Consider the following 19,658-nt stretch of genomic DNA (forward strand, 5'->3'; position numbering starts at 1 on the left):
TTCACGATTTCACCTGCCTGAACAGCCAGTCCCTTGCCGCCTTGATGTAGAAGAATTTCCGCGCGGACCCCATATGGTCGACACCGTCAAAGGTCAGGAAGGTGATGTTGCCATCCCTTGCAAGGTAGCCATTGACCTGATCGGTCAGTTTCTGCTGGGCATCGACAGGAAAAATACGCGCAGGATCAAGGTATTCCGCCGGTCGCACCACTGTAGCGCCAGCCTGTTCCCATACCGGCACGCATTTCTCGTTCCATGGCGTGGCCTTGTTGTCTTCCGACCCGGTGATGATCAGCACCTTCTGTTTTGCAAGCGGTATCAGATCACTCGGGCGCTGCTGTCCGGCGATAATCAGCCCGGCGGCAAAGGTTTCAGGGTGTTTTGCCATCAGCCACAGCGATGTCATGGCCCCCATGGACCAGCCGGTGCAGTAAACCCTTTTCGGGTCGATCTTCAGAACCTTGTCACGCCGGTCATCCAGATTGGGGTTGCCATAATTCCATGTATTACCGAGCAGGGATTCGACAAGCCGGTAAGTATTTTCGACATCGGATGTATGTTCCCAGTAATCGTTCATCGTCGTGCGCTCGTAGCGCGGGGTGATGATCACGCATTCATGCCGCTCCTGCTCCTCGGGCAGGCTCCAGATACTGGCGATGCACTGTTCGGTCAGCGTCTGGGCACAGGTTCCATCCGGGCTTGTCCCTGAATGGGTGACGGCAAGGAGGAGGGGATAGGAACGGTTCTCCCCCCCCTTTGCCAGGAAAGATTTCGGCAGGTAAATGCTGTATTCAAGCCACGCGGACCGCGTATCGTCCCACCACCAGTGATTCTGTTCCCAGGCATCGACCCCACGTATGACAACACTGTTCCCGTGCGGCCCCGCGTTGCTCCATACGGTCTTACTGGCCGCATACACGGCGCCGCCCGTGGTGCGGACGTTCCTGTCCTGTATCAGCGTGACCCTGTCACTATCGGTTGTGGGCAGGCTCAGGTCCGGGTCATGCGTAAACTCGGCAATGACATACCTGCCGGAAATGCTCTTCCGGTCAGGCCGGAGTGCAGGCATGTTACTGGTATAGATGGCCGCAACCGGGCGCGGTTTCGCGGCTGCCGTCGTATCATTCTTGTCAGGTTCCTGTGGCATCCCCGCGAAGAACCCTTTGGCCGCAGGAAAGACTGCCGTGGCATATGTATCAGGCGACAGGCTGGCCGGGTCGATTGCAACATCGTATTCCACTGCGATGCCATAGACCTTCTCACCCCCGCCCGTGACCTCACACAATGCGCTGATGCCCTGAATTCCGGTGGTTTTCTTTCCGTGGGGGCCGGGACCGTCGGGTGCATCCGGTCCTGCGGAAGATGCGGCCATGAAGCCATGCCCGCCCTCCGCCGCCCGTGCGCCCTGAACGCCAAGCCCCATTGTGGAGACCGCCCCGGCCAGAGCCGCGCTAACCGTCACGAAGTTGCGTCTTGATACATCGGTCATGGGTTTCTTCTCCGGTTGAGGGTCAAAATCAGGCTATGGCAGGGGACATCATGCCGCAACATACTGATATTGTTGTTTAGAATTGTGGAAAATCCCTGAAAGCGCCCCTCTTGCATCAGTCTTTCCCATGCCTTTCCAGAAAGGAGGGCACCAGGGGATTATCGCTCTGAAGGGAATTCTTGCCGGGCAGTTGCGATACATCCCAGCCACCACCCAGATCGGCAATCAGCTTCACGCTGGCCAGCAGGCGGCTTTCCTGAATCTGCAACGCCGTTTCCTGATCCCCCAGCGCGGTCTGCTGGGTGGTGATGACAGTGGTGTAGATGGCGGTGCCAAAACGGTATTCATTCATCGATACGTCCACGGCTTTCACCGCCGCACGCACGGCAGCATCCTGCTGGCTGGCCTGCTGTTCAAGAATACGCAGGCTGGAAAGCTGGTCCTCCGTATCCTGCAGGGCGGTCAGCACCGTCTGGCGATAGGTGGCCACCGCGTTGTCGTAATCGGCATTGGCTTCCTGCACCGCTGCCGTCCGTGCGCCGCCTTCAAACAGGGTTTCGCTGCCCGCTGCCCCCAGTGACCAGATCCGGTTGGCAACCTGAATCAGCGACTGGACGGGATTGCCGCTATAGCCATAGGCAGCGGACAGGGTGACATCGGGATAGAAGGCGGCAATGGCGGCCCCGATTTCCGCATTATATTCCTCCATGGCCCGTTCGGCCGCGGCAATATCGGGGCGGCGTTGCAGCAGCGTTGCAGGCAGGGTGACCGGCACGGCCGGAATGGCCAAAGGCATGGCGGCTCGCGCAATGGTCAGGTCGGCGGGCGCGCGGCCAACCAGCACAGCGATCGCATGCTCATATTCCGAGCGCGCCACATCCGTTGCGGTGGCGCTGGCGCGGGTCTGCTCCAGTTCGGTTTCAGCCTGCAATTCATCGCCTGCATTCAGCGTGCCGCCTTCATGCTGGTTACGGATGATCTGGAGATTATGGGCATAAAGCGCTGCCGAGCGGTCCAGCAGCGACTTGAGGGATTCCTCATAGCGCATTTCAAAATAGTCCTGCGCCAGTTGCGACTGGTAGGACAGGCGGGCATTGGCAATATCGGCGGCACTGGCCTGTGCTGCGGTCACCTGTTCCTGTATCTGGCGGCGGATCTTGCCCCACAGGTCCAGATCCCAGTCGGCACTCAGTTCAGCGGCATAGGTGTTGCGCGTGGAGCCGGTGCTGTAGGTGGTGCCGCTGGTTGATGTGGCAGAACTGCCCTGACTGTTGCGGGCAAAGCTGAGATCACCGGAAAGCGTCGGGTAAAGGCTGGCCTTCGCCGCATTCACCAGCGCCCGCGCCTTGCGGTACTGGGCTTCGTATTCCTTCAGGTTCTGATTGGACAGTGCAACCTGATCCTCCAGCGCGTTCAGCGTCGGGTCATTATAGACCAGCCACCATTTGCCCTTTGGTATTGCGGCCATATCCGGCTGGCTGACCGTCCAGCCCGGGGCGGGCTGCAGTTCCTTGAACCGGGCAGAAATGATGGGCGCCGGGTGTTTGTAACGCGGACCAACCATAAGGCAGCCCGACAGCGTGACCGCCGCCAGCAGTACTGTCGTGCCGCGCATGGCCGTGTGGAAACGGGCGGAAAGAAAGGAAGAATACGGCATGGAACTGTCCTGATACGTCATCACGCTCACGAGGAACGGGCAGGGCGCACGGCGCGCGCAATGGCATGGAAAAAGGCAGGAAGGCGGCGGCGCCCCCACTGGCCCAGACGGTCGAGATACAGGTACACGACCGGCGTCGTGTAAAGCGTCAGGATCTGGCTGAACAGCAGCCCCCCCATGATCGCGATACCCAGCGGGCGGCGTAGCTCGGCCCCATAACCGTTACCCACCACCAGCGGAAGTGCCCCCATGGCGGCGGCAATGGTCGTCATCATGATCGGGCGGAAGCGCAGCAGGCAGGCGGTATGGATGGCGTCATGTGCCGTGCGGTTGTGGTTGCGCTCCTCGGTAATGGCGAAGTCCACCAGCATGATGGCGTTCTTCTTCACGATCCCGATCAGCAGGATCAGCCCGATCAGCGCGATCAGGTCGAACTCCTGCCCCAGCAGGTACAGCGCCAGCAATGCCCCCACACCAGCGGAGGGCAGGGTGGAGAGAATGGTCAGCGGGTGAACATAGCTTTCATACAGGATGCCAAGCACCAGATAGACAGCACCCAGTGCCGCCACAATCAGCAGCGGTTCGTTACTGGCGGAACTCTGGAACTGGGCGGCGGTGCCTGCAAAATGCCCGTGCACGGTCGCTGGCACCTGCAACCGGGCGATCTCCTCATTAATGATCCGCGTGGCATCGGACATGGATGCGCCGGACGCCAGGTTGAACGACAGCGTGGCCGCCAGCGACTGCCCCTGATGGTTCACACTAAGCGGCATGGTGGCGGACTGCATGCTGGACACGACCGAAAGCGGGACCATCGTTTCCGCCGTGGAGGAGACGGCTGACCCGCTGGAAGCCCCGCTGCCGCCCGCAAGGCTGTTCTGGATCTGGTTGGCAAAGGACTGGCTGCTGAGCGAGGATGAAGTGGTGGACGTAGTGGAAGACGATGTCACCTTGATCGTATTGCTCTGCGTGCTGCCGCTGGCGGTCCCGCCCGATGTGCTGACCCATACCTGTTGCAGGATGTCCGCATTGTCCCAGTATTTCGGCAGCACGTTCATCACCACCCGGTACTGGTTCAGCGGGTTGTAGATGACCGAAGCCGCACGCTGGCCAAAGGCGTCATAAATCGTATTGGAAATCAGTTGCGGGGTCAGGCTCGTCCGCCCCGATACGTCACGGTTGATCATGACATTGGTGGACAGTCCGCCCTGCTGCACGTCGGATGAGACATCCCGCAGTTCCGCATGCTTCTGCAATGCAGCCTGCAGGCGGGGAATCCAGTGATACAGCGTCGCCGCATCATCGCTTTGCAATGTGTACTGATAGGCCCCGTTGGCCTGCCGCCCGCCTGACGGCAGCAGGCTGGGCAGCATGGCAATGAACTGCCCGCCCACAAGATCATGCGTGCGATGGGTCAGATCGGCCAGTGTCTGGCTGATGGTGGTCTTACGCTGCGCCTTGTCGATCAGGTCAATGAAGATATTGGCCTGGTTGCTGGAATTGCGGCCACCGACAAAGCCGGTCACGCCGGAGACCTGTCCGTTCTCCATAATATTCTTTTCCACCTGATCGACCTTCGCCAGCATCTCATCGAAGGAGGTGGCCTGATCGGCGACGAGATGCGCCATCATCATGCCGGTATCCTCGGTCGGGAACAGACCTTTGGGCATGATTACGAACAGCGCGCCCATCACCCCGATGGTTACGGGCAGCGACAGCAGCACCAGCCTGCGATGGCGCAGGGCCGCCCCCAGTGAGCGGCCATAGGCGTTTTCCACATAAGCAAAGACCCGTTCCATCCGCGCCGACAGGCGTGACCAGAAGGCTGGCTGCCGGTCGGCCCGCACCGCGTCCGATGGCAGGATACGCGCGCACATCATGGGCGTAAGCGTAAGCGACAGCACCATGGAGACGAGCACCGTCACCGAAATGGTCACGGCGAACTCATGCAGCAGGCTGCCCATAAGCCCCCCCAGCATGAGAATGGGCAGGAACACCGCCACCAGCGATATGGAAACCGACAGCACGGTAAAGGCCACTTCCTGCGCGCCCTGCAGCACGGCATCGGCGCGGCTCGCCCCCTGTTCCATATGGCGGCTGATATTCTCGATCACCACAATGGCGTCATCCACCACGAAGCCCGTCGCAATGGTCAGTGCCATGAGGGAAAGGCTGTCGAGCGAATAGTTCATGAGCTTCATCACGCCAAAGGTCGTGACCAGCGATGCTGGAATGACTAGGGCAGGCACGATGGTCGTGCGCGGTGAACGCAGGAACACCAGCACCACGCCAACCACCAGCAGGACCGACAGGACCAGCGTGCTTTTGGTATCGGTCAGGGCCGCCTGAATGGTGGCGGAGCGGTCCATGCCGACATGCAGTTCCACATCAGCGGGCAGGGCGGCCTTCAGGGTCGGAAACTGCGCCCTGATCTGGTTGATGGTCTGGACCACATTGGCCCCCGCACGGGGGAAGACAATGGCCAGAACTGCGGGCTTACGGTTAAAAAATCCGCCATTTTCGACATTTTCCACCCCGTCAGTCACCTGTGCCACGTCCTCCAGCCGCACGGGACGCATGCTGCGATAGGCCACGATCAGACCCTTGAGATCCTGCGCGCCATGAACCTGATCATTGGTCTGCAGGATCAGGCGCTGCCTGCCGCGATTGAGGAACCCCTTGGGCGTATTGGCATTGGCGGAGGACAGGGCAGCACGGATATCCTCGAACCCGATGCCGTATTTGAACAGGGCGAGGGGGTTGAGTTCCACCCTCACGGCAGGCAGCGCCGCCCCACCCAGCATGAGCTGCCCCACGCCACTGATCTGGGACAGATGCTGTTCAAGCACATTGGTCGCCACGTCATAGACCTGCGCGGGCATTCTGGTGGCCGAGGTGAGCGCAAGAACCATGACCGGCATGCCAGCGGTATTGGCTTCGACATAGGTCGGATTCTGCCGCAGGGTGGCGGGAAGGTCCGCGCGCGCGGCCACGATGGCCGCCTGCACGTCACGCGCGGCGCTGTTGATGTCGCGGGAGGTGTCGAACTGCAGGGCAATGCTGACCTGCCCGGTCACGGATTGCGATGTCATCTCGCTCAGCCCGGCAATCGTGCCCAGATGCCGCTCCAGCGGTTCGGCAATCGTGCTGGCAATCTGCTCGGGCGTGCCACCGGCCTGCTGGGCCTGCACCTGAATGACCGGCAGGTCGACATTGGGCAGATCGGATACAGGCAGCAGCCAGTAGCCGATGGCACCGGCAATCATCATGCCGATCACGATAAGCGTGGTGCCGATCGGACGCTTTATGCACAGGGCGACGATCGACATGTCAGCGTGCCCCCCCGGAAGGCGCGGGCGGCGGGGACGCATGGCGGGCGCGGAAGGCGGCAAAGCGCAGGCGCACCCGCTCCATGAACAGGTAGATGACCGGCGTGGTAAACAGTGTCAGCAACTGGCTGACAGCCAGACCACCCACAATGGCGTAACCCAGCGGCCGCCGCAGTTCCGATCCCGTTCCGGTGCCGATCACCATGGGAATGGCCCCCAGCATGGCGGCCAGCGTCGTCATCAGGATCGGGCGAAAACGCAGCCGGGCCGCCCGGGTTATGGACTGCACGGAATCCATGCCTTCCTGCCGTTCGGCCTCCAGCGCGAAATCGATCATCATGATGGCGTTCTTCTTCACAATGCCGATCAGCAGGACGATTCCGATCACCCCCATCACATCCAGCCCGGACCCCGATACCCACAGCACCAGCAGCGCGCCAATGGCGGCCGAGGGCAGGGTGGACAGGATGGTCAGCGGGTGGATGAAGCTTTCATACAGAACACCCAGCACGATATAGACCGCAACAAGGGCCGCCAGTATCAGCCAGGCCTCGTTGCTCATGCTGCCCGCAAACACGGCGGCCGTGCCCTGAAACGATGTCTGCATGGTGGCGGGCAGATGCAGCGATTTTTCCACCCGCTCGATCGCATCGGTCGCAGCACCGAGGGAATAGCCGGGTGCGACGTTGAACGAGATGGTCGATGCCGGAAACTGCGCCACATGGGTAATCAGCAGCGGCGCGGTGGATGCTGTCATACGTGTCACCGTACTCATCGGCACAAGGCCGGATGACGGGTCACGGGTCGGGCCGGACGTGCTTGCGGCCCCGCTACCGCTGGCGGCAAGATACAGCCTGTCCAGAGCCTCCGGCGTGTTCTGAAGCGACGGTTCGGCCTCAAGGATCACCCTGTACTGATTGGACTGGGTATAGATGGTGGAAATCTGACGCTGGCCAAAGGAATCATACAGCAGATTGTCCACCGTTTCCGGCGTGATCGAGAAGCGTGCGCCCGTGGCCCGGTCCAACGTCACACTGGCCGCCAGTCCCTGCGCCTGCAGATCGGAGGTGACATCGGCCAGTGCCGGTTCCCTGCGCAGCGCGTCAGTCAGGCGCGGCACCCATGTGGCAAGGCGGTTCGTGTCGGAATCCGCCACCAGAAACTGATACTGGGTGGCCGATACATTGGTGTTCAATGTCAGGTCCTGCACCGGCTGCAGGTAAAGCTGCGTACCGGCTATGGCGGCTGTCTCGCGCTGGATACGCTGCGCCACCTTTGCCGCCGACAGGCTGCGTTTGTCATGTGGCGTCAGGTTGATTTCAAAACGCCCCCGGTTGAGCGTGGTGTTGTCCCCATCCACCCCGATATAGGAGGACAGGCTGACAACATCCGCATCCTTCGCAATCGCTGCCCCCAACTGCTGCTGCAGTTCACGCATCGCATCGAACGAGATGGAGGCATCCATCACGGACACACCCTGAATCACCCCGGTATCCTGTTCAGGAAACAGCCCCTTGGGAATGACAGCCACAAGCAGGCCGGTCAGCACCAGCGTCGCCACGAACAGGGCAAGTGTCGCCCGCTGGTGACGCAGCACGCGTGTCAGCCCCCGGTCATAGGCATCGATGACCGAGACGATCAGCCGGTCGGTCGCCTGTGCCCAGCGCGGCTTGGTTACGGCGTGGGCCCTGTCCTTGAGCAGACGGGCGCACATCATAGGCACCAGCGTAAGAGAGACCACGGCGGACAGGATGATGGTGACCGCCAGTGTCACCGCGAATTCATAAAACAGCCGCCCGATCACATCGCCCATGAACAGAAGCGGGATCAGCACGGCGATGAGCGAGATGGTCAGCGAGACGATGGTAAAGCCGATCTCGCCAGCGCCTTCCAGCGCCGCGGTCATCCGGTCACGTCCCATCTCGATATAGCGGGCGATGTTCTCGATCATGACAATCGCATCATCCACCACGAAACCTGTCGAAATGGTGAGCGACATGAGGGAGAGGTTGTCGAGCGAGAAGCCCATCATATCCATCACCGCCAGCGTGCCGATAATGGACAGCGGCACGGACAGCGCCGGAATGACGGTGGCCGATGGATCATGCAGGAACACGAAGATCACGCCCACAACCAGCGCCAGGGCCAGACCCAGTTCGAACTCCACATCCGCCACGGATGCGCGGATGGTGATGGTCCGGTCGGTCAGTGGCGTGATGGTGACGCCGCCGGGCATGTCCTGCTGCAGTGATGGCAGCGTGGCCTTGATGGCGTTGACGGTGTTGATGATGTTGGCCGAAGGCTGGCGGCGGATGTTCAGGATGATGGCCGGGGTCTGGTTTGACCATCCGGCAAGCTGGGTGTCTTCCGCCCCTTCCACCACCGTTGCGATATCGCACAGCCTGACCGGCCCCTGACTGGTATCCGACCAGCCGACAACCTGATTGAGTAGCTGGTCAGTACTGGAAATCTGGCTGTCGATATGGATGGTGCGGTTCAGCTTTTTGCCATTGAAGCTGCCGGTGGGTGAATTGACGTTCACGTTGCCGATCGTGGTGCGCAGCGTATCAAGATCAATGCCCAGCGAGGTGGCCTTGGGCACATTCACGCGGACGCGGTAAGCCTTCTTGTTGCCACCGGACAGGGAAACTTCACCCACGCCGGAAATCTCGCTGATTTTCTGCTGCAGGCGTGTCGTCACGTAATCCTGCACTTCAGGCAGGGACAGGGTGGTGGACGTGACCCCCAGGATCATGATGGGCGTATCAGCCGGATTGACCTTGGAATAGATGGGCGGCGCGGGCAGGGCGGTTGGCAGCAGGGAATTGGCGGCGTTGATGGCCTCCTGCACCTCCTGCTCGGCAACATCCAGCGACGTGGTCAGCCCGAAACGCAGCGTGATGACCGACGCCCCGGCCGAGGACTGGGATGTCATCTGGTCCAGCCCCGCCATTTCGCCCATCTGCCCTTCCAGTGGCGCGGTGACGGAGGTCATCATTACATCCGCGCTGGCGCCGGGGTAGAAAGTGCGGACTACGATGGTGGGATAATCCACTTCCGGCAGGGCCGAAATCGGCAGGAACCGATAGCCGATCAGACCCGCCAGCATCAGCGCGAACATGAGCAGCGTGGTGGCGACGGGCCGCTGTATGAAAAGACGGGAGAGATTCATTACCCCCCCTGCGTCGTGGTGGCGGGAATGGTGACTTTCGCCCCTGCGTGCAGGCGGTCGATGCCCGATGTCACCACCTGCTCATCCGCCTTCAGGCCGGATGTGACAACGACCGTATCCCCCTGACTGACCCCTGTTTTGACCAGACGCACGGCCACGGTGCTGTCAGGCTGCACCACATAAACAAATGAACCATTGGGACCGGACTGGATGGCGCTGGCTGGGGCAAGCAGCACATCATGCTCGGTATCAACCAGAAGGTGGGCATTGACGAACTGGTTGGGGAACAGGTCCTCATCCTTGTTGGGGAACAGGGCACGCAGCCGGACCGTGCCGGTCGAGGTATCGATCTGGCTGTCCAGACTGCTGACCGCGCCATCGGTCAGCTTCGTGGTGTCCGTGCTGTCCCATGCCTCGACCGGCAGCGACTTTGCAGTACGCAGCCGTTTCCAGACCATGCCAAGCTTGTCCTGCGGCAGGGTAAAGATAACTGAAATCGGCTGCATCTGCGTCAGAACCGCAAGCCCGCCGGACTGTGCCGCAGTCACATAATTGCCCCGGTCCACCGCACGGATGCCCACACGGCCACTGACCGGTGCTGTGATGTGGCAGTATTCAATGTCCAGCCTGTAGGTATCGACCAGCCCCTGATCGGCTTCCACCGTGCCTTCAAGCTGCTTGACCTTGTACTGCTGGTCCTGTGCCGTCTGGGTATCGATACTGTCGCGTCTGAGCAGCTTCTGGTACCGGACGTTATCCATCCGCGCTTCATCAAGCTGGGCCTGATCGGCTGCGAGCTGCCCGGAATACTGCTTCAGTTCGGCCTCATAGGGGCGGGGGTCGATGACCGCCAGCAGGTCACCCTCATGCACTTCCTGCCCTTCGGTAAAGAGCACCTGTGTCAGATAGCCTTCCACGCGGTTCTGCACGGTCACATTGGTGACGGGAATGACCGTACCCAGTTCGCTCAGCACCACGGGCATGTCGCCTGATTTTATGATCGCAACAGAGACGGGAATACCTTCATCCACCGCTTTTGTAGCCGCCCGCATCGGATGGGAACCGATCACAAGCAGCGCCGCCAGCAGGGCCATGCCCGTCAGGTTACGGTATCCAGTCGGCATTCCCCGGTCCGTGCGACCGGAAACACCACTCCATGGAACCGTAGACGAAGTCAAATCATCAATACGCTGCATTCTTCTTATATCCGTCTCTGTATTTCCTGGTGGATGCAGGGGCATCAATGCACTGAATGTGTCCGGCTGCGCGCGTGCGTGAACTGCTGCGGGTCAAGGGGCAGGGCGATACACACCCGCAATCCGTGTGGCTGATTGGACTGAAAGTTCAGGCTGCCGCGATGGCGCTGCACGATGTCATGGATGATCGACAGACCCAGCCCCAGCCCACCGTCCGAACTACGGGCCGGGTCCAGCCGCGCGAAGGGTAGCAGGACGACATCGTGCATTTCAGTGGGGATGCCCGGACCGTCATCCGCGACCTCGATAATGGCTTCATTGCCATTGCGTCTTGTATCAACCTGCACCGTGCTACCGAATTTGCAGGCATTGTCGATCAGGTTGTTGACCATGCGGGAGACTGCCACCGGCTGGCACAGACAGGTCAGGCCCAGGTCACCCTGATAGATCACATTCCGGCCGGTCGCCTCGAATTCCGCGCAGACACTTTCCACCAATGCGCCGATATCAACCCGTTCCGCCGGTTCCGTGTCACCCTGACCTTTCAGAAAAGACAGTGCCCCGTTCAGCATCCGGTTCATGAGCCACAGATCATTACGCAGGGCCGCGGGCGAAGCATCCGCCCCCCCCATTTCAATCCGCATGGACAGGCGGGTAAGCGGCGTACGCAGGTCGTGGCCAATCGCCATAAGCATGCGGGTGCGCTCCTCCGCTGCTGCCGCGATACGGGCCTGCATGCGGTTGAAGGCGCGGGCCACGCGGCGCAGTTCCACAGGCCCCTGTTCCGTCAGCGGTTCGGGCGTAATGTCATAGCCAAAGGTTTCCGCCTTATTCGCAAGTACCTTAAGCGGGCGGTTGATGCGCCACAGGCTCCACAACGACAGCGTGCCCATTATGACCAGCAGCGACAGGAATGACACGATCAGCGGCAGCGTTGCACGCATGAGCTGGGGCAGGTGATGATTGATCCCGTTATGGGCGGTAATGAATATCCCCTCGCGCGGCATGTCGATATGGGTGGAGGTCATACCGCTGGAATCCGCAGCACAGGTGGATTCCTTGATGACGGCATTCCGGTTGTTCATCTGCGCCTTGAGGATACGGCGCAGCAGGACCGAAAAATGTTCGGTTGGAATGGGCATGCAGGGGAAAGGGCCGGTCGTCTGGAACGATACATCCGGCGTAGACATGCCACGTGCAATTACTGCGCGTATTTCGGGCGGGCCTGCACGCAATGCGTCAATGGCGGTCTCAATGGCCAGCGCGTTTGGCCATGGTCCTTCGGGCAGGGGCGGCACGGTTGGCCGCAACACAAATACCAGAAAGGCAACAACAAAAATGGTGACCATCATGCTGGAAATCACGATCGCAACCATCTGCCCGTAAACGGTGCGGGGCAGCAGGGAAAAGCGGGTTTTCATCGGTCGGCAGCCCCCTTGTGGGACGCTGCCGGGCCTGGGTCGAACACATAGCCGTCGCCACGTACCGTCCGCAGCATCTCAAGCTGGCGACCACCATGGGCCAGCTTGCGCCGCAGGCGGCTGACAAGCAGGTCAATGGTGCGTTCTTCAACGGCCCCCGGCGTATTATAGAGCAGTTCAATAATCCGCTGCCTGCTCAGCAATGCCCCCGCATGGTTCCACAATAGCAGGAGAAGGTCGGTTTCAGCCCCGGTCAGGGTCATGCGTATGCCCTCCGTACTGTAAAGGGCGCGTTTTTCCGGAACGAAAGTCCAGTTTCCGAAGCTGTAGCCATGCTTTGGTTCGTGCGTGACAGGGGCTGCGGTACCCGACGGGCGACGCAGGACTGCCCGGATGCGGGCCGCAAGCTCCCCAAGATCGAAAGGCTTGCTGACGTAATCGTCCGCCCCGAGATCAAGCCCCGCAATCCGGTCACGGACATCGGCCAGGGCCGTAACCATGATGATGGGGGCAACGCTCCGCTCGCGGATCAGGCGGCAGATGGCATGGCCACTTTCCTGCGGCAGCATGAGATCAAGCAGGACAATATCAGGCGTGCGCCCAGCGAGGACGGCCAGCACATCCGCCGCCGTCATGGCGGACGCTACCGCATAACCCTGCTGTGACAGGAAACGTGTCAGCAGGTTGCTGATATCCATGTCATCTTCCACAACAAGGACGAAATTCCGCCCTTTTTCAGCCGGGGAAACACCTGTTCCCTGCCTGTATGGAAGATCATGGCCTGACTGCCCCGCTATCAATCCGATACTCCGCGCCATTACATTCGCATTCATTCGACGGGGCAAAGTATAATCATGCCGCCACTCCGGCCTAGCAGATAGAAGCGGGGAGGAATGTTTATTTCAGAAATGACAAAAAAAGCATGAGAATTAAAAGAAAGTTTATGTGATATTGTATGTAACGGATTAATTCATTTTGTATTTATTTTGTACAATCTCCCAGAGGCAGTGCCAGAAAAGGAAGGATGAATACCCTGCGCGTTTCAGCATCACCCGGTGGTCATACAGTTCACTTCCGCACTTTGCAGCGTCGCAGACATGACAGCGGGCAATGTCACTTCATGACGCCGACAGCCACCGCATCGAGGCAATGGGCGGCCCGGCGCCGCATTAATGGAAGTCACAACTCATCTGCGATGAAAGCGATCCCTGTTTGATACCTTTGCGGCGAAACTCCCGCCGGTCACGATGCTTTATAGCGGCATAAAGCATGATTCATGGCGCCCGAAAGGACAGCCCATGTCACGTCTTCGCAGCTTTACCTGCCGCCAACTGCCCGAAAATACGGCAGGTCATGGAGGACAGGCATTGCATCACGGGCACAGTGGGCAAGAAGAACCTGGCAGCCATCCCGATGCACCAGATAAAGACAGTCACAGCGTAAGATAACGTCCATAATCCCAACAGCAGGTGTCGCCATGGTCGCACGGGCAAGCTGGAAAGGTATTCTTGCGATCGGGGAACTCACATGTCCGGTTGCCCTCTATGCGGCAGTCTCGGCTTCCGAACGGGTTACCCTGCATCTGATCAACCGTCGCACGGGCAATCGGGTGCATCGCCACTATATCGACAGCAAGGACGGCACTGAAGTGGACCGGGACGATCAGGTCAGGGGCTACGAGACGCAAGATGGCGAGATCATTCTGCTTGAGCCCGGGGAAATCGCCGCCGCCGTTCCGGACAGCGACAGAAGGCTGGCGCTTTCCGCCTTCGTGCGATGCAGCGAAGTTGACGATGTCTATCTGGACCGGCCCTATTACCTCTGCCCGGCAGAACCGGCGGCAGGAGCGACCCTTGCACTGATCCACGCCAGTCTTGCCCGCCAGAAGGTCGCGGCCCTGACCACCACAGTCCTGTTCCGTCGCGTGCGGACGTTGCTGATCCGGGCGCACGATGACAGGCTGATTGCAACAACGCTGAACTTTGATGATGAAGTCCGCCCGGCACAGGACGCTTTTCGCGATATTCCGGGCCGGAGACTGTCGCGGGAAATGCTGGATCTGGCAGCCCATATTATTGAAACGAAAAAGGGGCATTTCACACCGGCAGACTATACCGACCGTTATGAAGCCCTTCTTGCGGATCTGGTACGGGCAAAACTGGCCGGCAAAAAGCCGCGCCTCGCACGGCGTCCGGCAGCAGGCGGGGTCGTCAGCCTGCTGGACGCCCTGCGGAAAAGTGCCGGCACGCCCCAGAAAGTGGCACGCCATCGCCCCACAGGGGAAAAAACAGCCCCCGCCCATCCCGTACCCGGCGTAGGGCAGGCTGACCGTGTCGCTCGATACCTATCGCCAGAAGCGCGACTTCCACAAAACGCACGAACCAGCAGGCGAAGGGCAGCAGGTGGCAGGACAACACTTCATTGTCCAGAAGCATGATGCCCGAAGACTGCATTATGATTTTCGTCTTGAACTGGATGGCGTGCTGAAAAGCTGGGCTGTAACCAGAGGACCAAGCCTTGTGCCGGGTGAAAAGCGTCTGGCCGTCCGGGTGGAAGACCATCCGCTGGATCATGGTGATTTTGAAGGCACTATCCCCGCAGGCCAGTACGGGGGCGGCACGGTGGCCATATGGGATCGGGGCACATGGACCCCGGCAGGGGACGCAGGACAGGGGCTGGCCAAGAGGCATCTTGATTTTGAACTGCACGGGCAGAAGCTCACCGGGCACTGGCATCTGGTCCGGATGAAAGGCAGGCCACGCGACAGGCATGACAACTGGCTTCTGATCAAGGCCGATGATGAGGCCGCCCGTAGCGCGGATGATCCCGATATCCTCAAAGAACAGCCCCTGTCGGTCAAAAGCGGTCGGACCATCACCGAAATTGCGCAGGGCATGCCGCCTTTCCCAAGGATAGATAAAGCAGAAAAAACGCCGGTTTCTTCATCCAGGGCACCAGCCATTCCGTCAGGAGAGCAGCACGGGGTGGATGGCGGATAACCGGCTTCGCATGCTGCCTTTCGCGGTGTCCGGGACGACAGACCGGCTGAGGAGATCATTCGTGAGATGCCAGTCATGGACACATCATCGGCCCAGCCCGAAAAACAACCCGCACGCACTGTCACCCTGACCCATCCCGACCGGGTTTACTGGCCTGATGTCGGTATTACCAAGGCAGGGCTGGCCGACTACTATACGGCGGTATGGCCCCGTATCGCGCCATTTATTATCGACCGGCCATTTGCGCTGCTGCGCTGCCCGGAGGGGATGGAAGGACCGCACTTTTTCCAGAAAAACGCATGGAAAGGCATGAACGCCCATATCGTGCCGCTGGATGACCCGATGGGAGATACCGCAGGGCATCTGATCGGTATTCATGACCTTGATGGCCTTATGGGGCTGGTGCAGGGGGCAACGCTGGAAATTCATCCCTGGGGGGCGTCCTGCCGCGACTGGGACCATCCCGATACACTGGTCATGGACCTTGATCCGGGGGAAGGGGTTGAGTGGCAGGCCGTCATCACGGCTGCGCGGGAAGTGCGCGAACGGCTTGAAGCCAGTGGCCTGGCTGCATTCGTCAAGACGTCCGGGGGCAAAGGGCTGCATGTGGTCGCGCCTTTGCAACCCGCAGCCGACTGGGATATGGCAAAAACCTTCTCCCACACCATGGCGCAGGCGATGGCAGCCGACAGTCCGGACCGCTTTGTCGCGACCGTGTCCAAAGCGAAACGCCATGGCAGAATCCTGATTGATTACCTGCGCAATCAACGGGGCGCGACCTCCGTATCCCCCTATTCAACGCGTGCCCGCACCGGTGCCCCGGTCTCGATGCCTGTTGGGTGGGAAGAACTGGATACGATTACCGGTCCGGCGCAATTCACGGTAAACAATGCCATGGAACGGCTTGCCTCACTCCGCACGAACCCGTGGGAGGATTTTCCAGCGGCGCGTCAGCCGATCACGACAGCAATGCTTTCCCGGCCGGGTCATTAGGAACCGTTCCTGTCAGATGATTTGAGGCTTGCCCTAAGCGTATCCATGATGTTCACGATTTTTTCTTCCGCCGGTGGTCCGGACCGCCTGATTGGCCTGATTCTGCGCGACCGTCTGCGGGCATCAATGATTCCCTTCAGGCGCGCCTGCACCGGATCATGGACCATGGCCGCATTCCAGGGACGGGTAAGCCCGGCCATGACCTTCCCAAGCTGCGCAACATCCTGCCTGTTTGGGGCAGGGATGCCCCCCGCCGGAAGGGAATCCGCCGGATCGCGCATGTCCACACCGTAGCGGAGCGTCCATACCACAATCCCGTTATCCCTTGGCTCCAGCAATACGGCATGTTCCCGTCGATAAAGAACCAGCCGCGCAATGCCGACCGTGCCGGTATGACGCATGGCATCACGGATGACGGTGAAGGCTTCGGTGCCGATTTCATCATCCGGCAGCAGATAATGCGGCGTATCGTACCAGACCCAGCCAATCGCCTCCCTATCCACAAAACATTCGATATCAATGGTACGGGTGCTTTCCAGCGCAATGGCGTCGAGTTCGTCGTCCTCCAGCACAACATACTGGTCATCACCGCACGGATAACCCTTTACAAGATCACCATCATCGACCGGCGTACTGGTTACAGCATCCACATACTGAACGAACACCCGGTTTCCCGTCTGCCGGTTCATCATATGGAAGCGGATACGCTCAGCTTCCGTTCTGGCCGGTATCATGGATACGGCACAGGTTACGAGGGAGAGCCTGAGATGCCCAGCCCAGAACGGCCTGCCTGCCATTGTCCTGTCCCTCCCGCTCATATCGCCTGATTCTGATGCCTGACCGGGTGGCGCGTTGCATATCCCTGACCGGCATCCTGTCCGCGGGCAGGGCGCTCGCTCCCGCCCCGACGCCGCCGGGTTCTCAACCGCGCCAAGCGGGAACTCAGCCGCGTATCTGGTCGGCCGGGACAGGTATTCCGCTATTTCTCTTCATTTTCCCGGCGCGTTTCAGCGGCTTTCCGGGCGGAAGCGGAGCGTTCCTCCGCCGGGCGATGGGCTGAGGCTGCCCCGCCGATCTTTCCGCCCCTGCGGGCGGGTTCGTGCGTTACGGTATGCCCCCTGCCTGAGCCACTTTTCTTGCCGCCGCCCGTCTCCTTGTTGACTGTGGCCCAGGCGCGGCGCTCGGCCTCATCCTCGTCGATACCGCGCTGCTCGTAGCTTTCCTCGATATGTTGGGCCTGTCGCTTCTGTTTGTCCGTATAAGCGGACTTATCTCCACGTGGCATGATCCATACTCCCGTTTCCCGCAAGTGACAGGGGTGCCGTTTGGGGAGACGGAGCCCCCCTTTGCACTGACAATGTCGGCTGACAGGAAAAGTTTTCATAATGGCCTGCATGGTATGGGGAAGAAAACCGTTTCGAGTGTAAGGGGCTGAAGGCAGGCTCCGGGCAGTCGTGTTTGTGTTACATTTCGCAAAAATGGTATCCTGCCGACCTGAAGCTCTTCTATCGCTATTGCGGGGCAGGAGGTGTAGAAACACCCTTTCATCCAGATGGAAGATCCATATGACGACCCTTCGCCGGAATATTCCCATTTCACCCGAAATGGATCAGTCCGCCCGCATATACCTTGCTACCAACCGGGGAGGCCGTTTCGATCGTGAAGAGGGGGTAAATCGAAGGATTTCATCATAATGACCGACACCTGCAAGGTCTTGATGATCTTCCCGCTTTTCAATGCAAATTCGTTCTGGAATTACAAGGAAGCCTGCGATCTGTCCGGCGCGCGCTATCCTGCCGCACCGCTTGGCCTGATTACAGTTGCGGCCCTGCTGCCCAAAAACTGGGAAGTCCGGCTGGTCAATCGCAATACCGAGCAACTGGACGATGACGATTTCGGCTGGGCCGATATCGTGATGACCGGCGGCATGCTGCCGCAGCGCAACGATGCCCTTCATATCATTGAAATGTGCCGTGCCGCCAACAAGCCGGTGGTGATTGGCGGTCCCGATGTCACATCCAGCCCGGCGCTATACGCGGCCGCGAATTTTCAGGTTCTGGGCGAAGCCGAGGAAATCATGGTTGATTTCATCGAGGCCTGGCGCAGGGGAGAGCGCGAAGGTGTGTTTGAAGCCCCGATGGGCAAGACGGACGTTACAAAAAGCCCGCTGCCCCGCTTCGACCTGCTGAAACTGGACCAGTACCTGCATGTTGGCGTCCAGTTTTCGCGCGGGTGCCCGTTCAGTTGCGAATTCTGCGATATCATCGAACTGTATGGGCGGGTCCCGCGCACCAAGACGAATGCACAGGTCATGGCCGAACTCGATGCCCTGTACGCGCTTGGCTATCGCGGACATGTGGATTTTGTCGATGACAACCTGATTGGCAACAAGAAGGCGCTCAAGAAATTCCTGCCCGACCTGAAACGCTGGCAGAACGAGAAGAACTTTCCCTTCGAGTTCTCGACCGAGGCATCGATCAACCTTGCCGACGATGCCGACCTGCTGCGCAGCCTGTCCGACACCAATTTCTTCGCCATCTTCGTCGGCATCGAAAGCCCGGATACGGACTCCCTCGTGCTTATGCAGAAAAAGCAGAACACGCGCCGCAGCCTGCAACAGAGCATCGAGACGATCCACAAGGCGGGCATTTTCGTCAATGCAGGCTTCATCGTCGGCTTCGACAGCGAAAAGGGCAGCGTCGCCCAGGGTATGATCGACTGTATCGAGGACACGTCCATACCGGTCTGCATGGTCGGCCTGCTTTACGCCCTGCCTACGACCCAGTTGACGCGCCGCCTGCTGGCGGAGGGACGTCTTTTTTCCGGCAGTGAACAGACGCAATCAGGCGACCAGTGTACGGCGGGCCTGAACTTCGAGACCAAGCGCCCGCGTCGCGACGTGCTGGATGACTACAGGACGGTTCTCAAGGCGATCTATGATCCGGTTGCCTATTTCGGTCGTGTGCGCAGGCTTGGCCGCATGCTGAAGCGCGAGCGGACCCATAAAATGGTGAAGGGTGATCTGCGCAGCTTTGTCCGACTGCTGTTCCGGATCAACCGGGCCGGACCGGGCACCGCAGGGCAGTTCTGGCGCATGCTGCTGGACTGCGCCCTGCACAACCCCAAGGCGCTGCCCTATGTGGTGATGACAAGCGCCCTTTACCTGCATCTTGGTCCATTTTCGCGACAGGTTATCAAGGAAATCGATCAGGAAATCGGGAATGTGGATTCAGGACGCTGGCAGGCCCCGCCGTCCCTCCAGCCTGTCCAGCCCCTGCAGCCAATCGAGGCGTAACTTTTGTACGGCATGAAATAAAGTAGCCCTTTGGAAAGGGGAGCATCCCCCCGGATGCCCCCTTTCCGAAGAACGGATTATCCCTACGGTTTCCATATCGAAAATGG

At 59.9% G+C, this 19,658-nt stretch carries 13 protein-coding genes; 4 read left to right on the top strand and 9 right to left on the bottom strand.

The genetic code is table 11. The features are described from left to right. Position 1: 1 nt before the first annotated feature. The 7 genes from KSAC_RS02675 to KSAC_RS02705 form a co-directional block, all read right to left on the bottom strand. Positions 2-1,489: a prolyl oligopeptidase family serine peptidase gene (locus tag KSAC_RS02675; RefSeq protein ID WP_207918746.1), complete on the bottom strand. Its 1,488-nt coding sequence runs from the start codon at positions 1,487-1,489 to the stop codon at positions 2-4. Between the two features lie 115 nt (positions 1,490-1,604). Then, a complete protein-coding gene (locus tag KSAC_RS02680) occupies positions 1,605-3,146 on the bottom strand; it encodes an efflux transporter outer membrane subunit (protein ID WP_132304053.1) in 1,542 nt (513 codons plus the stop codon). A 26-nt stretch (positions 3,147-3,172) separates the two neighbouring features. Beyond that, the gene (locus KSAC_RS02685; RefSeq protein WP_132304055.1) at positions 3,173-6,475 is read right to left on the bottom strand and encodes an efflux RND transporter permease subunit; all 3,303 of its coding nucleotides are present in this window, start codon (positions 6,473-6,475) and stop codon (positions 3,173-3,175) included. Position 6,476: 1 nt separating this feature from the next. Then, positions 6,477-9,647: an efflux RND transporter permease subunit gene (locus KSAC_RS02690; RefSeq protein ID WP_132304057.1), complete on the bottom strand. Its 3,171-nt coding sequence runs from the start codon at positions 9,645-9,647 to the stop codon at positions 6,477-6,479. Beyond that, complete coding sequence (locus KSAC_RS02695) at positions 9,647-10,741, bottom strand: MdtA/MuxA family multidrug efflux RND transporter periplasmic adaptor subunit (protein ID WP_408884751.1); 1,095 nt, start codon at positions 10,739-10,741, stop codon at positions 9,647-9,649. The genes KSAC_RS02690 and KSAC_RS02695 overlap by 1 nt, the downstream gene beginning before the upstream one ends. Positions 10,742-10,887: 146 nt before the next feature. Then, positions 10,888-12,264, bottom strand: coding sequence for an ATP-binding protein (locus KSAC_RS02700; protein WP_132304059.1), 1,377 nt, complete (start codon positions 12,262-12,264; stop codon positions 10,888-10,890). Further along, positions 12,261-12,962 (bottom strand): response regulator transcription factor, encoded by a 702-nt coding sequence (locus tag KSAC_RS02705; protein WP_243705277.1) that lies wholly within the window; start codon positions 12,960-12,962, stop codon positions 12,261-12,263. Before KSAC_RS02705 ends, KSAC_RS02700 begins: the two co-directional genes overlap by 4 nt. Positions 12,963-13,741: 779 nt before the next feature. Between KSAC_RS02705 and ku (KSAC_RS02710) the strand changes: the two genes are divergently transcribed. The 3 genes from ku (KSAC_RS02710) (at position 13,742) to ligD (ending at position 16,256) form a co-directional block, all read left to right on the top strand. Further along, positions 13,742-14,701, top strand: coding sequence for a non-homologous end joining protein Ku (ku, locus tag KSAC_RS02710; protein WP_132304061.1), 960 nt, complete (start codon positions 13,742-13,744; stop codon positions 14,699-14,701). Then, entirely contained in the window at positions 14,595-15,263 is a 669-nt protein-coding gene (locus KSAC_RS02715) for a DNA polymerase ligase N-terminal domain-containing protein (RefSeq protein WP_132304063.1), read from the top strand. Before ku (KSAC_RS02710) ends, KSAC_RS02715 begins: the two co-directional genes overlap by 107 nt. Before the next feature lie 75 nt (positions 15,264-15,338). Next, positions 15,339-16,256: a non-homologous end-joining DNA ligase gene (gene ligD, locus KSAC_RS02720; RefSeq protein WP_132304065.1), complete on the top strand. Its 918-nt coding sequence runs from the start codon at positions 15,339-15,341 to the stop codon at positions 16,254-16,256. On the opposite strand, the gene ku (KSAC_RS02725) is transcribed toward ligD, so the two are convergent. Next, entirely contained in the window at positions 16,253-17,053 is an 801-nt protein-coding gene (gene ku / locus KSAC_RS02725) for a non-homologous end joining protein Ku (RefSeq protein WP_132304067.1), read from the bottom strand. The two genes, ligD and ku (KSAC_RS02725), sit on opposite strands and share 4 nt — an antisense overlap. 182 nt (positions 17,054-17,235) lie before the next feature. After that, entirely contained in the window at positions 17,236-17,541 is a 306-nt protein-coding gene (locus tag KSAC_RS02735) for a plasmid stabilization protein (protein WP_132304069.1), read from the bottom strand. Between the two features lie 408 nt (positions 17,542-17,949). On the opposite strand from KSAC_RS02735, the gene KSAC_RS02740 reads away from it, so the two are divergent. Beyond that, positions 17,950-19,551: a B12-binding domain-containing radical SAM protein gene (locus tag KSAC_RS02740; protein ID WP_132304071.1), complete on the top strand. Its 1,602-nt coding sequence runs from the start codon at positions 17,950-17,952 to the stop codon at positions 19,549-19,551. Positions 19,552-19,658: the final 107 nt, after the last annotated feature.

The organism is Komagataeibacter saccharivorans, from assembly GCF_004348195.1.
Taxonomy (GTDB): domain Bacteria; phylum Pseudomonadota; class Alphaproteobacteria; order Acetobacterales; family Acetobacteraceae; genus Komagataeibacter; species Komagataeibacter saccharivorans.

Excerpts from the sequence above, each read along its gene's own strand:
- KSAC_RS02735 (WP_132304069.1), bottom strand. The coding sequence starts at position 17,541 with ATGCCACGTGGAGATAAGTCCGCTTATACGGACAAACAGAAGCGACAG.
- ku (WP_132304061.1), top strand. The coding sequence starts at position 13,742 with ATGGTCGCACGGGCAAGCTGGAAAGGTATTCTTGCGATCGGGGAACTC.
- KSAC_RS02685 (WP_132304055.1), bottom strand. The coding sequence starts at position 6,475 with ATGTCGATCGTCGCCCTGTGCATAAAGCGTCCGATCGGCACCACGCTT.
- ku (WP_132304067.1), bottom strand. The coding sequence starts at position 17,053 with ATGGCAGGCAGGCCGTTCTGGGCTGGGCATCTCAGGCTCTCCCTCGTA.
- KSAC_RS02705 (WP_243705277.1), bottom strand. The coding sequence starts at position 12,962 with ATGGATATCAGCAACCTGCTGACACGTTTCCTGTCACAGCAGGGTTAT.
- ligD (WP_132304065.1), top strand. The coding sequence starts at position 15,339 with ATGGACACATCATCGGCCCAGCCCGAAAAACAACCCGCACGCACTGTC.
- KSAC_RS02700 (WP_132304059.1), bottom strand. The coding sequence starts at position 12,264 with ATGAAAACCCGCTTTTCCCTGCTGCCCCGCACCGTTTACGGGCAGATG.
- KSAC_RS02680 (WP_132304053.1), bottom strand. The coding sequence starts at position 3,146 with ATGCCGTATTCTTCCTTTCTTTCCGCCCGTTTCCACACGGCCATGCGC.
- KSAC_RS02690 (WP_132304057.1), bottom strand. The coding sequence starts at position 9,647 with ATGAATCTCTCCCGTCTTTTCATACAGCGGCCCGTCGCCACCACGCTG.
- KSAC_RS02740 (WP_132304071.1), top strand. The coding sequence starts at position 17,950 with ATGACCGACACCTGCAAGGTCTTGATGATCTTCCCGCTTTTCAATGCA.
- KSAC_RS02675 (WP_207918746.1), bottom strand. The coding sequence starts at position 1,489 with ATGACCGATGTATCAAGACGCAACTTCGTGACGGTTAGCGCGGCTCTG.
- KSAC_RS02695 (WP_408884751.1), bottom strand. The coding sequence starts at position 10,741 with ATGGCCCTGCTGGCGGCGCTGCTTGTGATCGGTTCCCATCCGATGCGG.